Source organism: Clostridium akagii DSM 12554 (assembly GCF_000686725.1).
Lineage (GTDB): Bacteria > Bacillota > Clostridia > Clostridiales > Clostridiaceae > Clostridium_I > Clostridium_I akagii.
Window position 1 is genome coordinate 106,023 of sequence record NZ_JMLK01000012.1, and the last position, 15,198, is coordinate 121,220.

15 protein-coding genes are annotated in these 15,198 nt (G+C 30.5%); all 15 read right to left on the reverse strand.

Annotation, left to right across the window (positions count from 1 at the left end; all coding sequences use genetic code 11):
- Positions 1-74: 74 nt before the first annotated feature.
- The 15 genes from codY to smc all read right to left on the reverse strand — a co-directional run bounded on the left by codY (position 75) and on the right by smc (position 15,196).
- Complete coding sequence (gene codY, locus BR66_RS0107200) at positions 75-851, reverse strand: GTP-sensing pleiotropic transcriptional regulator CodY (RefSeq protein WP_026882307.1); 777 nt, start codon at positions 849-851, stop codon at positions 75-77.
- A 242-nt stretch (positions 852-1,093) separates the two neighbouring features.
- Complete coding sequence (gene topA / locus BR66_RS0107205; RefSeq protein WP_026882308.1) at positions 1,094-3,175, reverse strand: type I DNA topoisomerase; 2,082 nt, start codon at positions 3,173-3,175, stop codon at positions 1,094-1,096.
- 37 nt (positions 3,176-3,212) lie between these two features.
- The gene (dprA, locus tag BR66_RS0107210; RefSeq protein ID WP_026882309.1) at positions 3,213-4,265 is read right to left on the reverse strand and encodes a DNA-processing protein DprA; all 1,053 of its coding nucleotides are present in this window, start codon (positions 4,263-4,265) and stop codon (positions 3,213-3,215) included.
- A gap of 218 nt (positions 4,266-4,483) precedes the next feature.
- Positions 4,484-4,852 carry a YraN family protein gene (locus tag BR66_RS0107215; protein WP_026882310.1) on the reverse strand — a complete coding sequence of 123 codons (369 nt, stop codon included), beginning with the start codon at positions 4,850-4,852 and terminating at the stop codon, positions 4,484-4,486.
- Between the two features lie 88 nt (positions 4,853-4,940).
- Positions 4,941-5,705: a ribonuclease HII gene (locus BR66_RS0107220; protein WP_035795689.1), complete on the reverse strand. Its 765-nt coding sequence runs from the start codon at positions 5,703-5,705 to the stop codon at positions 4,941-4,943.
- Between the two features lie 17 nt (positions 5,706-5,722).
- Entirely contained in the window at positions 5,723-6,577 is an 855-nt protein-coding gene (gene ylqF, locus BR66_RS0107225) for a ribosome biogenesis GTPase YlqF (RefSeq protein ID WP_026882312.1), read from the reverse strand.
- Between the two features lie 62 nt (positions 6,578-6,639).
- Complete coding sequence (gene rplS, locus BR66_RS0107230) at positions 6,640-6,984, reverse strand: 50S ribosomal protein L19 (protein ID WP_026882313.1); 345 nt, start codon at positions 6,982-6,984, stop codon at positions 6,640-6,642.
- 121 nt (positions 6,985-7,105) lie between these two features.
- Positions 7,106-7,825, reverse strand: coding sequence for a tRNA (guanosine(37)-N1)-methyltransferase TrmD (gene trmD, locus BR66_RS0107235; protein ID WP_026882314.1), 720 nt, complete (start codon positions 7,823-7,825; stop codon positions 7,106-7,108).
- Entirely contained in the window at positions 7,816-8,310 is a 495-nt protein-coding gene (gene rimM, locus BR66_RS0107240; protein WP_026882315.1) for a ribosome maturation factor RimM, read from the reverse strand. The genes trmD and rimM overlap by 10 nt, the downstream gene beginning before the upstream one ends.
- A 46-nt stretch (positions 8,311-8,356) precedes the next feature.
- Entirely contained in the window at positions 8,357-8,584 is a 228-nt protein-coding gene (locus tag BR66_RS0107245) for a KH domain-containing protein (RefSeq protein WP_026882316.1), read from the reverse strand.
- Between the two features lie 18 nt (positions 8,585-8,602).
- Positions 8,603-8,848 (reverse strand): 30S ribosomal protein S16, encoded by a 246-nt coding sequence (rpsP, locus tag BR66_RS0107250; protein WP_026882317.1) that lies wholly within the window; start codon positions 8,846-8,848, stop codon positions 8,603-8,605.
- A 34-nt stretch (positions 8,849-8,882) separates the two neighbouring features.
- The gene (gene ffh / locus BR66_RS0107255; RefSeq protein ID WP_026882318.1) at positions 8,883-10,223 is read right to left on the reverse strand and encodes a signal recognition particle protein; all 1,341 of its coding nucleotides are present in this window, start codon (positions 10,221-10,223) and stop codon (positions 8,883-8,885) included.
- Between the two features lie 28 nt (positions 10,224-10,251).
- Positions 10,252-10,596 (reverse strand): putative DNA-binding protein, encoded by a 345-nt coding sequence (locus BR66_RS0107260; protein WP_026882319.1) that lies wholly within the window; start codon positions 10,594-10,596, stop codon positions 10,252-10,254.
- Between the two features lie 89 nt (positions 10,597-10,685).
- Complete coding sequence (gene ftsY, locus BR66_RS0107265; RefSeq protein ID WP_026882320.1) at positions 10,686-11,597, reverse strand: signal recognition particle-docking protein FtsY; 912 nt, start codon at positions 11,595-11,597, stop codon at positions 10,686-10,688.
- A gap of 32 nt (positions 11,598-11,629) precedes the next feature.
- Positions 11,630-15,196 carry a chromosome segregation protein SMC gene (gene smc / locus BR66_RS0107270; protein ID WP_026882321.1) on the reverse strand — a complete coding sequence of 1,189 codons (3,567 nt, stop codon included), beginning with the start codon at positions 15,194-15,196 and terminating at the stop codon, positions 11,630-11,632.
- Between the last annotated feature and the right edge of the window lie 2 nt (positions 15,197-15,198).

Here is a 15,198-nt window from a genome sequence, read left to right on the forward strand (position 1 = left end):
ATAAAAAAAAGCTGAATAATCAGCTTTTTATGTAGTTACAAATTTACTTTCAATTTTATAATCTAATCAAAGATTTATTTAATCTTTTTTAATTCATCCATTAATTTGTTATTCAATATTTTGATATGTGTTCCTTTCATACCTAAAGATCTAGATTCGATTACTCCAGCGCTTTCAAGTTTTCTCAGTGCATTTACAATAACACTTCTTGTTATACCAACCTTGTCCGCGATTTTAGAAGCTACTAAAAGTCCTTCATCACCATCTAGTTCATTAAATATACTCTCCACAGCTTCTAATTCTGAATATGATAATGTACCTATGGCTAACTGAACTACTGCTTTTTTCCTTGCTTCTTCCTCTATTATATCTTGCTTAGATCTTAATATTTCAAGACCTACTATTGTTGCACTGTATTCAGCAAGAACAATATCATCATCATCAAAATTCTCATTAAATCTTCCAAGTAGAAGCGTTCCTAATCTTTCTTTAGTTCCAATAATTGGAACTACCGTAGTTATTTTATTACTTATATCACATAAAGACGTATCATCAAATACACATTTGCCAATATTTTTTAAATTATCTCTCGTCTCATGCATGCCCATCAATTTATTATTGTATTCATCAGGAAATTTCATATTATCTATAACTGTAGTTTTTAGTTCACTACACTCAAAACCAGTGAATAAATTATACCCTAATATTTTTCCTCTTCTGCTTATTATATAAACATTACTCTTTAATATTTCGCTTAAAAGATTACAAATGTCATCAAATACTACTGGTTCTGCTCCAAATTTTTGCAATATTTTATTTAACATTCTTGTTTTACTTAATAGAGTGGACATTATAATTCCTCCTAAATAGGCTACTTAATTATTATAGGTTGTAAAATACGATAACATAATTTTTTTAATTTTTTAATAATTTATAATATTCCGAACTATTTTACAATCTACATTTCATGATAACATAATAATTTATGTTTTTCAACTATATCTTAATAGATTCGACATAATTTTCTTCCATTCTTCACTGAAATTATCATGGATTAATTATATATTAAATCAAATACCAAATTATAGGAATTCTACTCTTCTTTAAATTTCTTGTTTTTACATTCTGGATTTGAGCATTCAACGTACTCACCTTTTGTTTTATTATATTTTTTCACATAATAGCTTCCACATTTTTCGCATTTTTCATTAGTTGGTTCAAACCAACTTACAAAATCGCAATTAGGATAATTACTGCATCCAAAGAATTTTTTGCCTTTCTTACTTTTTCTTACAAGTACATTTCCATCACACTTAGGACATTTAACATCCAAATTTTCTACTATAGGCTTAGTATTTTTGCATTCAGGATATCCTGGACATGCAAGGAAGTCACCAAATCTTCCATGTTTTATAACCATAAACTTTCCACATTTATCACATTTTATATCTGTAACTACATCTTCAATAGTAATTTTAGCTACTTCTTTTTCTGCAATATCAATTGCAGTTTCTAAAGGTTTATAAAATTCATTTACAATGCTATTCCAGACAACTTTACCTTCTTCAATGTTATCGAGTTTATTTTCCATTTCTGCTGTAAATTCAATATCAACAATTTGCTTAAAATATTCGCTTACAATATTATTTACAATATTACCTAGTTCCGTTGGATATAAAGTTTTCTTTTCTCTTTCAATATACTTTCTTCCTAAAAGAGTAGATATTATTGGTGCATAGGTACTAGGTCTTCCTATACCATTCTCTTCAAGAGTTTTTACAAGTGATGCCTCTGAAAACTTTGCAGGTGGCTGGGTAAAATGTTGTTTGCCACATATATCCTCACTCTGCAACAGATCTTTCTCATCTAGTAAAGGAATTTTAATATCATTATCTTCCTCATCTAATTTATAGTTATAAACTTTCATAAAACCATCAAATTTTGTAAAAGAACCACTAGCTTTAAATGTGTAAACCCCATTTTTTATTTCTACTGTTATTGTATCCATAATGCATGAAGCCATCTGACTTGCCATAAATCTATTCCAGATTAAACTATAAAGCTTGTATTGCTCGTCTTTCACATTTCCTTTTATTTCTTCTGGAGTGATTTCCATATGCGAAGGTCTAATTGCTTCATGGGCATCTTGTATGTTTTTCTTACTTTTAAATACACGTGGTTTTTCTGGAACATATTCACCACCATAGGTAGTTGTTATAAATTCCTTGGCTATATCCTTTGCTTCTTCTGAAATTCTTATTGAATCTGTTCTCATATACGTTATTAAACCAGTTGTACCATGACCTTTTATTTCAATACCCTCATAAAGAGCTTGAGATATAGACATAGTTCTTTTCGTTGAAAAATTTAATCTTTTGTATGCATCCTGCTGCAAAGTACTTGTAGTAAAAGGTGGAAGTGGATTTTTATTTTTAGTAGATTTTTTTATGCTATTTACTATAAAATCTTCCTTCTTAAGTTCATCAATTACCTTATCGGTTTCTTCCTTATTTGCTAGTGCTAATTTTTTGCCATTCTTAGAGGACAACTTAACTAGAAATGGTTTTGATTTTTTATCTTTAAGTAATAAACATTCTACTGACCAATACTCTTCTTGCTTAAAATCATTAATTTCTTTTTCCCGATCGCAAATTATTTTCAAAGAAACTGATTGGACTCTTCCCGCACTTAATCCCCATTTTACTTTTCTCCAAAGAATTGGACTGATTTTATATCCAACTAATCTATCAAGTACTCTACGTGCCTGCTGGGCGTCAACAAGATCCAAATCTACTTTTCTAGGAATTTTGATTGCTGCTTTAATTGCATTTTTGGTTATTTCATTAAACACAATTCTGCATTTTGCTCCCTCATCTATTTTTAATACTTTAGCTAAATGCCAGGATATAGCTTCTCCCTCTCTATCATTATCTGTTGCAAGGAATATCTTGTCACTTTTTTTAGCTTTTTTTCTAAGGTTATCTAATAATTCACCTTTTCCCCTTATGGTTATATATTTAGGTGTATAATTATCATCCACATCAACGCCTAATGTACTTTTAGGTAAATCTCTTACGTGTCCCATTGAAGCCTCTACTATATAATTTTTTCCTAAATATTTTGCAATGGTTTTTGCTTTAGCTGGTGATTCTACAATAACTAAATTTTGTCCCATCTTATCCCCTCCAAAATCTGTCTGTACTATTTAAGCTTTAAACGTAATCATTTACTCTTACATAATAATTACCATTTAAACACATAATTTCTTTTTTCAACTGCATTTCAAATAATAACTCATAAATTTGTGTTATGTCAACACCAGTTACTTTTATAATATCATCTATATGCATTGGATTATCTGAAATTACACTGTATACTTTTTTTTCTACCAGAGATACTTTTTTCTGTTTATTATGCTTTTTATTATAATCTATTCCTAAAAGTTCAAATATGTCTTCACAACTAGTAAGTGGAAATGCGCCATCTTTTATAAGTTTATTAGTTCCAATACTATTTTTAGAAAAAATAGATCCAGGAACTGCCATTACATCTTTTCCTTGCTCTAATGCAGCACTTGCTGTTATTAAGGATCCACTTTTAAGTCCCGCTTCAACAACAATTGTTACACAGCTAAGTGCACTTATAATTCTATTTCTAATTGGGAAGTTATAACTAAGCGGTTTTGTACCAGGTACAAATTGGGACATAATGCATCCACCTTTATCTAATATGCCATTAACCATTATAGAATTTTCTTTTGGATACACAATATCTAGTCCACATCCTAAAACAGCACAGGTGTAACTATTGTTATCTATACAGGTTAAATGTGCATTAGAATCTATACCTCTTGCAAAGCCACTTATTATGTTTATACCACAATCGCAAAGTTCCTTGGTAATTATCCTAGCCACGTTACTTCCATAAGGTGAGCACTCCCTAGAGCCCACTACGGCCACGTTTATAAAATCATTTAAACTTGTTATATTTCCCTTATAGAAAAGCGCATATGGGGAATCGTCATACTTTCTAAGTACACTAGGGTATTCTTTATCAAAATAAGTAACTAAACTGATATTGTTTTTTATTATATCATTTTTCAAAGAATTTATTTCCTTGCCTTCTAATAGCAAGTTGTTTTTTTCATTATATTCATTTACAGTATAGTACCATATTTCTTTAGCACTTTTAAATCTTTTTACTAAATTATTTTTTATTTTAACATTGGCTTTTAATAAAATAAACCATAAATCATATTCATTCATGCAATAATTCTCCTTATAAAAATCAAAATTTCACTTTATCTTTATTTGGAATTATATACAGATGGTTTATTTTTTATACAGAGATCTATTTAGAAACAATCATTAACCAAATAAAGATTGTCTGAGTAGATAATATTAGAAAAGATTGTCCAATCACTCCTATGCAAATTGCCAAACATAGCATAGTCACCTATTGTTTTAGTTTGTAGATGTTAAGTTTATGTTATAAAAGCATTTTTAATCAGCTCAACATTGCATTCATTATTTATAGTGTTTAAAAGTACTTCAACTACATCAAATCTAAAATTTAAATTGTAGCAATTTTTCTCGTATATATAGAACTCTGCAATTCTTTGAATTTTATGCTGCTTTGTTATGTTTACGGCCTCTAGTGGAAATCCAAACTTTGTCTCATATCTTGTTTTAACTTCAACAAAACAAAGATAATCCAAATTATACGCTATTATATCTATTTCTCCAAATTTACATCTAAAATTTCTTTCTATTATTGTATATTTATTATTAACAAGGTATTGTGCGGCAATATTTTCACCATGATTTCCAATGTCCTTATTTAAATGCTTCATATCTTCTCCTTAAATAATTTGATATATGATTTAAATATTGACATATATCCATGAATTTATCCAAGAAAGGTCTGATACTTAAATATATTTATAATATATTTCTCAAGAAACTCATTCTATGTATAGGACAAGTTCCAAATTTTTTTATCGCCTCAATATGTTCCTTGCTTCCATAGCCACTATTGTTTTCAAAATGATAGTTTGGATACTCTTCAGCATATTTTTTCATTAAATTATCTCTATAAACCTTTGCAATTATAGATGCACATGCTATACTGGCACTTTTTGAGTCACCTTTAATTGCAAAAGCATTATTTATTCCAATATTTTTTATAGCATATCCATCTGAAACTACAAAATCCGGTTTTATTTTAAGATTTATAGCCGCATTTTTTAATACTGCCTGGTTGCAAATACCAATTCCATCTATATCTATTTTATTGTGTTCCATAAGTTCTATGTTATAGCATATAGCCTTTTCCATTATAATTTTAGAGAGTTCTTCCCTTTTTTTTGCAGTTATTTTTTTAGAATCATTAATTTCAAGTATTAAATTTTCATCCAAAACATCCAGATTCAATATTACCGCAGCTGCCACAATTGGACCTGCTAAGGGTCCTCTGCCTACTTCATCAACTCCAGCTAAGCATCCATTAACATTAAAATTTCTATCGAAGTCATAGAGTTTTTTTACTCTAAGTAGTTCTTTTGATTTTCCGTCCAAATAATTACTCAATTTTTCAGAAAGTTTCTTAACATTTTTTCTACCATCAGCACTTAGTAAAGGTATAATTTCTTTATAATTTTCTTCAGAGATACTATTAACATATTCTTTTATTGATGAAAAACTCATCTTTGAAATATCCATGATTAATCATTAGGACGCTCTAAAGAAATCTGCCCTAATTTACCTCCTCTGAATTCATCAAGTAGCATTACTGACACCCTATTGTAATCTATATTACCCTTTGAAACTACAGCACCTCTTTTTCGAGCTATCATTTCAATATTTGCAAGAGCGTCTTCTTCAAGTGAGTCTAGCTTATATCTTTTCATTAAGTTATCCGGATTATATTTCTGCAGCTTTTCTATTAATTTTATGGCAAGTTCTTCTATATCCATTATTTCATCTTTAATGGCACCAGTAAACGCTAGATTTAACCCAACTTTTTTTTCTTCGAATTTAGGCCATAGTACCCCTGGAGTATCCATAAGTTCGATTCCAATTTTAGTTTTTATCCATTGTTTGCTTTTGGTTACACCAGGTCTGTCTCCAATTTTAGTAACGCGACTCCCAGCCATTTTATTAATAAAAGAAGATTTTCCAACATTAGGTATTCCAACAACCATAACCCTAGTGATTACATTGGTAACACCCTTTGACCTCATTCTATCCATTTTTTCTTTTAGAAGTTTGTCAACTTCCACTTTTATATTGTTAAGCCCAAGTCCACTCATAGAATTAACAGCTAATGCCCTTACATTGTCCTTAGATAAAAAATCAACCCAAGCCTTTGTAACCTTTCCTTCGCTTAGGTCGCATTTATTCAAAAGTATAATTCTAGGCTTATTTTTACATATATCAATAATTTGAGGATTTGCACTGGACTTTACGATTCTGGAATCTCTTATTTCTATAACAGCATCCACTAATTTTAAACTTTCTTGTATTTCTCTTCTAGTTTTAGCCATATGGCCCGGAAACCAGTTTATTGATTCTATCATATATATCCACCTTTCTTAATTTATTTATGTAATAAAAAAAGGGACCTCACAGCCCCATCTTTTTACTTTAATTCTTTAACCTTTGCGGATTTACCAACTCTATCTCTTAAGTAGTATAATTTAGCTCTTCTTACTTTACCTCTTCTTACTACTTTAATACTAGCTAATATTGGAGCATTGATTGGAAAAGTTCTTTCAACACCAACACCATAAGCAACTCTTCTTAAAGTGAAAGTTTCTCTTAATCCACCGTTTTGTTTCTTTATAACTGTTCCTTCAAAGGCTTGGAGTCTTTCTTTTTCTCCCTCTTTGATTTTTACTTCAATTTTAATTGTATCACCTACATGAAATTCTGGTAAATCAGTTCTGATTTGTTCTGCTTCGATTGCTCTTATAATATCTAACATCGTGCATTCCCTCCTTATATAATTTAATTGACGTTCATAACTACTGACTGCAATCAGAGGACCGCCCGTACTAGCACAACTTACATAATAACATATGCAAATGTTATTTTCAACAAAATAATTATTCGTGGTTGTTTAAAAGTTTTTTATCTTCTTTAGACAATTGGATTTTTTTGAACAAATCTGGTCTTAATTTTTTAGTTAAAATAAGAGATTGCTCGCGTCTCCACTTTCTTATGTTTTCATGATGACCAGAAAGCAAAATTCCAGGTACGCTTTTCCCTCTAAAACATTCAGGTCTAGTATATTGAGGGTATTCTAATGCTCCATTGTAGAATGATTCTTCTTCATAGCTTGCTTCTTCAGCTAATACCCCTGGAACTAATCTAGATATGCTATCAACAATAGGAATACATGCCATTTCTCCACCAGTTAGAACAAAATCCCCTAAAGATATTTCAAGATCTATGTACTCATATACCCTTTCATCAATACCCTCATAGTGGCCACACACAAATATCAAATTTTTTTCTTTGGCTAAATTTTTTGCCATTTCTTGATCATATTTTTTACCACGTGGCCCTAAAAAAACAACTTTTCCTGGGTTTATTTTTTTAATACTGTCTATAGCTTCAAATAATGGCTCCACAGTCATAAGCATTCCCTGCCCACCACCATAGGTATAATCGTCGGTCTTATTATGCTTATTCTTGCTATAGTCCCTAATATTATGTGTATTTATATCTAATATTTCATTACGTCTTGCTCTTCCGATAATACTGTATTCAAATATATCAAACATTTCAGGAAACAAAGTCAATATATCTATGTTTAGCTCCATGTTTCCACCGGTTTGATTGTAATTAATTTATTTTCCATATCCATTTTTATAATAACAGATTTTAGTGCTGGAACAAGAACATCCTCTTTCCCATCTTCTTTTACCCAGTAAACATCATTACTTCCTGTAACTATTACATCAAATACATTCCCTATTTCGTTATCGTTCTCATCTATCACTTTAGAGCCAATGATATCTGCCACAAAATATCTGTCATCTTCTAGTTTTACTGCATTATCTCTCTTTATTTCAATATATTTATCTCTAAATTTATAAGCATCTTCTGGGGTTTCAATTCCTTCTATTTTTAAAATAATCTTATCCGGTTGAAGTTTGCACCAAGATACCTTTCTTTCAATTCCATCTATATAAACAGTATCGAGTTTTCTAAATCTTCTAGTATCATCAGTTAAAGGATAAACTTTTACTTCACCTTTTATTCCATGTGTGTTTATAATCTGACCAACTGCAAGAAATTCTTTCATATAATTTCACCTCGTTATAAAATAAAGAGCTAGGCTAGCCTAACTCTTATACAATCTCTACAACAACTCTTTTATTTTCTTTAACAGCTGCTGCTTTAATAACAGTTCTGATAGCCTTAGCTATCCTTCCCTGTTTACCAATAACTTTGCCCATATCATCTGATGCAACCCTTAATTCAAGAATTACAGAAGCCTCACCAGAGATTTCATTTACTGTTACCATTTCTGGGTTATCAACTAATGCTTTAACAATTATTTCTAATAGTTGTTTTATGATAAACACCCCCAGTAATTATTTAGCTATTCCACTTTTAAGGAAAAGCTTTTTAACTGTATCTGTTGGTTGTGCTCCGTTTTTCATCCATTTTTCTGCTTTTTCAGCATCAACCTTTACTGTTAAAGGATTTGTAAGTGGATTATAGTATCCAATTTCTTCGATAAATCTTCCGTCTCTAGGACATCTTGAATCTGCAACAACGATTCTATAAAATGGAGCTTTTTTAGCACCCATTCTTTTTAGTCTTATCTTAACTGCCATGTAAATCACCTCCTTCAAAGTATATTTTTTTTAATTAAAATGGAAATTTGCCCATCATGCCCTTCTTAGACATATTTTGCATACTTTTCATGTTCTTTTTAAGCATATCCATCATTTTAATAAGCTTGTTTATATCTTGCACCGATGTTCCTGAACCTAAAGCAATTCTCTTTTTTCTTGAAGAAGAGGAGCTTATAAGTTGTGGGTTTCGTCGTTCTTTTATTGTCATGGAATAAATCATAGATTCTGTTTTTTTACTTTCCTTATCAACCTGACTTAAATCAGCACCTTCAAGCATTTTGCCTGCCCCACCTGGTACCATCTCTAATAATTTCCCAATTGGTCCCATCTTTTTCATCTGCTTCATCATATTTAAATAATCTTCAAAATTCAAACCTTGATTCATCATTTTCTCGCCAAGTGCTTTTGCTTCATCTTCATCTATAGCTCCTTGAGCTTTCTCAATCAAACTTAGAACATCACCCATACCAAGAATTCTTGATGCCATTCTATCTGGATGAAAAACCTCAAGGTCGTTCATTTTTTCGCCCATACCTGCAAACTTTATTGATTTTCCAGTCATAGCTCTAATTGAAAGTGCTGCGCCACCTCTTGTATCACCATCAAGCTTTGTAAGTATTACACCTGTTATATCAAGAGCGGCATTAAAGGTTTCCGCTACATTTACAGCATCCTGTCCAGTCATGGAGTCAACCACTAACAAAATTTCGCTGGGATTTAAATTTTCTTTTATATTTTTAAGTTCATCCATTAATTCTTCATCTATGTGAAGTCTTCCTGCAGTATCGATTATAACTACATTGCAATCGTTGTTCTTAGCATAGTCAACAGCTGCCTTTGAGATTTCTACTGGATTTACCTTGTCGCCCATTGAGAATACAGGTACATCAATAGACTTACCTACAACGGTTAATTGTTTTATAGCCGCTGGTCTGTAAACATCACAAGCTACAAGTAGTGGTTTTTTGTTTTTCTTTTTAAGTGCTAACGCAAGTTTTCCGCACATTGTTGTTTTACCAGCACCCTGTAGTCCTGCAAGCATTATAACTGTAGTTCCAGTATCACTATAATTTATTTTACTTTCAGATGTACCCATTAATTCAGTTAGCTCTTCATTAACTATTTTCACAACCATCTGACCTGGAGTCAAACTTTTCATAACTCCTTCTCCAAGACATTTTTCACTGGTTTTTTTAATAAAATCCTTAACTATTTTGAAATTCACATCCGCTTCTAAAAGGGCTCTTTTTACTTCCCTCATAGCATCTTTTATGTCATTTTCCGAGAGTTTCCCTTTGCCTCTAAGCTTTTTTAAAGTTTCCTGAAGCTTAGATGTTAATCCTTCAAAAGCCATGATAAACCTCCTATACAACTAAGTAATATTATAATTTTTCTATATCATTCATTATATTGTCTATAATATTTAATTCACTTTGTGAGGATATTATTTTTTTTAGCTCCCCTAGTTTATCTTTAATACTTATTTTAGTTTCTAAGGTGAGGTTTTCTTTCTCCATTAATTTAAGCTTGCTATCATATTGTAACAATGATTTTTGACATTTATTTATTATGTCGAAGGTTGCCTGCCTGCTTATATTATTTATTTCTGATATTTCTGCTAAAGATAGATCCTCATTAAAGTATAAATCCATAGTATTTTGTTGCTTGTCAGTTAATAATTTACCATATAAATCTAAAAGTAAAGATATTTGAACTCTATTATCCACTTCTGTCACCAACTCACAGACATATAATATCAAAAAATAGTGATAGTGTCAAGTAGTTTTACTTAACACTTCTATTTTTTTAAAACTCCTTAAAATATTGCTTCAACAAATTCATGTGAATCAAACTCTTGAAGATCATCTATTTGTTCTCCAACGCCAATAAGTTCTACAGGTATATTTAGAGCGTGCTTTATTGAAATAACAACGCCACCCTTAGCCGTACCATCTAATTTCGTAAGAATAATTCCATCTATTTTACATACTTCCATAAACTGTTTTGCTTGAATTACAGCATTTTGTCCTGTAGTTGCATCCAAAACTAAAAACGTTTTTCTAGAAGATTCAGTAAATTCTCTGTCTATTACTCGATTTATCTTCTCAAGTTCATTCATTAGATTCTTTTTATTATGGAGCCTTCCTGCTGTATCACATATAAGTACATCCGCTTTTCTTGCTTTAGCCGCTTGAATTGCATCAAACACAACTGCTGCTGGATCTGATCCTTCTTGGTGCTTTATAAGCTTAACACCAGCCCTTTGTGTCCAAACCTCAAGTTGGTCAATAGCAGCAGCTCTAAATGTATCCGCAGCCGCAATAACCACATTGTAGTCTTTATTTTTTAATTTTGCCGCAATTTTACCAATAGATGTGGTTTTCCCAACCCCATTAACTCCAATAACCAATATGGTTTCAGGAATTGACTTAGGGACTAATGTTCCTTTTTCATCACCTAAAATATCTACTATTACACGTTTTAAAACACCCTTTACTTCATTTGGATCCTTTATTTTTTCTTCTCTTATTTTAACTTTTAATTTATCTATAATATACATGGATGTTTCAACCCCAATATCAGCTGTAATAAGTATTTCTTCTAATTCATCATACATATCCTCATCAATTGACACAGTACCATTTAATATTTCTGTAATTCTGTCCGTAAAATTGGTTTTTGTTTTTGAAAGACCAGTTTTTAATTTATCAAAAAAACCACCAAACATTTTTTTCCCCCTAGCATATAATTATTATAATTTTAAACTACTTCACTTGTTAAGTCTACAGATACAATTTTTGAGATTCCTTTTTCTTCCATAGTTATTCCGTAAAGAACGTCACTTGCTTCCATTGTTCCCTTTCTGTGAGTTATTACTATAAACTGTATATTCTCAGAGAACTTTTTAAGAAATTCTGCGTATCTAGTTACATTAGCATCATCAAGTGCTGCTTCGATTTCATCTAATATGCAAAATGGTGTAGGTTTCATCTTTAATATTGCAAAAAGTAATGCAATGGCAGAAAGACCTTTCTCCCCACCAGACATAAGACTTATATTTTGCAATTTTTTTCCTGGTGGCTCTACATTAATTTCTATATTAGCAGATAATACATCTTCTCCTGAAAGTATTAAATCAGCACTTCCACCTTTAAATAGTTCTCTAAATGTTTGGTTAAAATTTTCTCTTATCTTGGCAAAATTGGTAGTGAACATCTTTCTCATTTCCGCAGTCATATCTGTGATCACGCTAACGATTTCTTCCTTAGAATTTACTAAATCATCCCTTTGATTACTCATAAATTCATATTTTTCACTTACCTCTTTATATTCCTCTACCGCAGATGTATTTACATTACCTAATGCTGAAATATCTCTTTTACAATTTTCTATTATACTCTTTATTATACCGGAATCAATAATTTCCTTTTTATACTCAAATGCTTCTGCAAGCGTTAGGTTGTATTCCGTATTAAGCTTATCAATTAATACTCCATCTTCTGTCTCTATTTTAGTTAAACTTAGCTCTTGTCTATGTTTTTCTTCCTCTTTGCTATTAATAATTAGGCTAAGTTCCTCAAGTTTGTCATTTGCAGCTAAATGTTTATTTTTAAGTTGAATTTTTTCAATGTCGCTATTTTCAAAGATTTTATCCATTTTGGCTAAAAATTGTTTAATTTCACTTATTTTGCCTGAATTTTTGTTTATCTTTTCCATATAGATATTTGTATTGTTTTTTTCAGTATTAATTTCATTTGTTAACTGATTAATTTTAGTATATATATCTTCTAGCTCCTTAGAAAACCTCTGCGATTCTCTGATTTCACCTGTTAATATTTCATCAAATTTTGCTTTTTCAACTTTGGCCGAGGTTAACTTAGTATTAAACTCAACCAGCTTTTCTGCATTGCTACTCAACTTTTTATCAAGTTCCTCAATCTTTATAGATAATTTTATTTCATTTTCAGTTAATTGTTCTACTTTACTTTCTTCATTTGTCAGATCCTTTGATGCCTCATAAAATTTGTTGTTAATAGCATCAACCTCATCCATGGAAACTTTGTAGTTATTATTAAGTTTTGCACTTTCAGATTTAAGCGCATTGATCCTACCTTCAATTTTAGTTATTTCTATATTTTCAGAATGAACTAAGTCCACTAAGTTTAAATTATCCTCATGGAGTACCTTTAGTTTTGACATATGTTTTGTATTTTCAATCATAAGTTTATCTATGTCAATTTTAAGTTTTTCAATTTTGCTTCTTAGCTCCTCAATCTCTCTTTTTCTCCCTATTATGTTTACGCTCTTGTTATACACACTTCCGCCACTTAAAGCTCCACCTGCATTTACAACGTCTGCTTCTAGTGTTACTATTTTAAAACTAAAATTTGATTGTCTTGCAATTAAAAGAGCACTATTCATATCTTCTGCAATTACTGTTCTTCCAAGGATATGTTCTATCGCCGGTGCAAAATGTTTATCATAGGATAAAAGATTGCTTGCAATTCCAACAAATCCAGTAGTATCAATTATATTATTGCTTAGTACAAGGCTTCTATTTTTTAAGATATTTAATGGCAAAAAAGTAGCCCTACCTAATTTTTTTTGTTTTAAAAAACTTATAAGTTTTTTCGCTAAATTTTCATCCTCAGTAATTATATTTGAAATAGCGCCTCCAAGAGCTGTTTCTATAGCAAGCTCTAATCCTTTATTCACACTAATTATTTCACCTAACACATAACAATTTCCTTCAGCACTAGTTATTTGTTTGTTTTTTATATTAATCATCAAATTTTTAACAGATTTATTATAACCTTCATATTGGGCATCCAAATTTACTAACATATTTCTATTGGCTTCCAACTTATTTAGCTCAGCATTTTTTATTTTAAGTTGTTCACCATTTATATTAAAAACTTTGTTGATTTTAATTGTTTCCTTGTTATTCTCAGTAAGGGTATTCTGATATGTACTAATCTTATCTTTTATACTATGTATTTCTTTTTCTAAATCAGTTTTAGTATTTTCATTTATCTTAATAGCATTTAAATAACTATCACAGGATTCTTTAATTTGTGCAATATTTAATTCATGATTTTCAATATCCTTTTTAACAAGAATCATAAAATTTTTAGCATCAGATATTGCTCCCAATGTATCAAATTGCTTATTTTTACAATTATTAAGAATTTCCTTTTCCTTTGTTTTTTCAGTTTCTGAACTTTTCATATTACTAACCATATTCTCAATATACTCATTAATTTCTTTTAATTTACCTTTAAGCTTCTCAAGCTTAAGCTCATTTTCTTCTTTGTCATTTAAAAGTTTAGTTCTTTTTTCATTAATTTCTTCCAGTTCCCTTTTAGCTTTAGCAACTAATCTTGCAGAATTTTGAATTTTTTCTTTCATTAATCCATTATCACCTATAATACTTTGGTGTTCTGATTTATTTTCATAGTATTGTTTCTTCTGCTTTTCATAGGCCTCTTCTAACTTATTTAATGATTCATTAAAACTCCTTAAATTTTCAGCATCTTTATTCTTTTGATTAAGAAGTTCTTGTATTTCAGTATTTAGACTTTCAATAGCCTTCAAAATTATATTAATTTTTTTCTTATAGCTTTCAGATGAATTAACAATAAGATTTATCTCGTTTTCTTTTAATTTAGATGAAAGTTCTATAAATTTCTTTGCTTTTTCACTTTCACTTTTTAATGGTTCAAGTCTTTCTTCATATGTACCAATAATATCATTTATTCTAGTAAGATTTTCTTCTGTATTTTGCAGTTTTTTTTCTGCATCTTCTTTTCTTGTCTTGAATTTAACTATTCCAGCTGCCTCTTCCAATAGCCCTCTTCGTTCTTCTGGTCTACCACTGAGTACTGCCTCTATCTTACCTTGGCCAATAATTGAATATCCTTCTTTACCAATACCGGTATCCATGAACATTTCTTGTACATCCTTCAATCTACATCTAGTATTGTTTATGTAATATTCACTTTCACCTGAACGATATAATCTTCTTCCAATAGTTACATCATTATACTCCATTGGAATGGAGCCATCATAATTATCTAATGTAAGCATTACCTGAGCGAGTCCAACTGGTTTTCTAAACTGAGTACCTGCAAAAATTACATCTTCCATCTTACCGCCTCTAAGACTCTTAACGCTTTGTTCACCTAGCACCCATTTTACCGCATCAGAAATATTACTCTTTCCGCTTCCATTAGGCCCTACTACCGCTGTAATTCCCTTTTTAAAATCCAACTTTGTTTTATCTGCAAATGATTTAAATCCTCGGATTTCTATTGCCTTTAAAAACATAA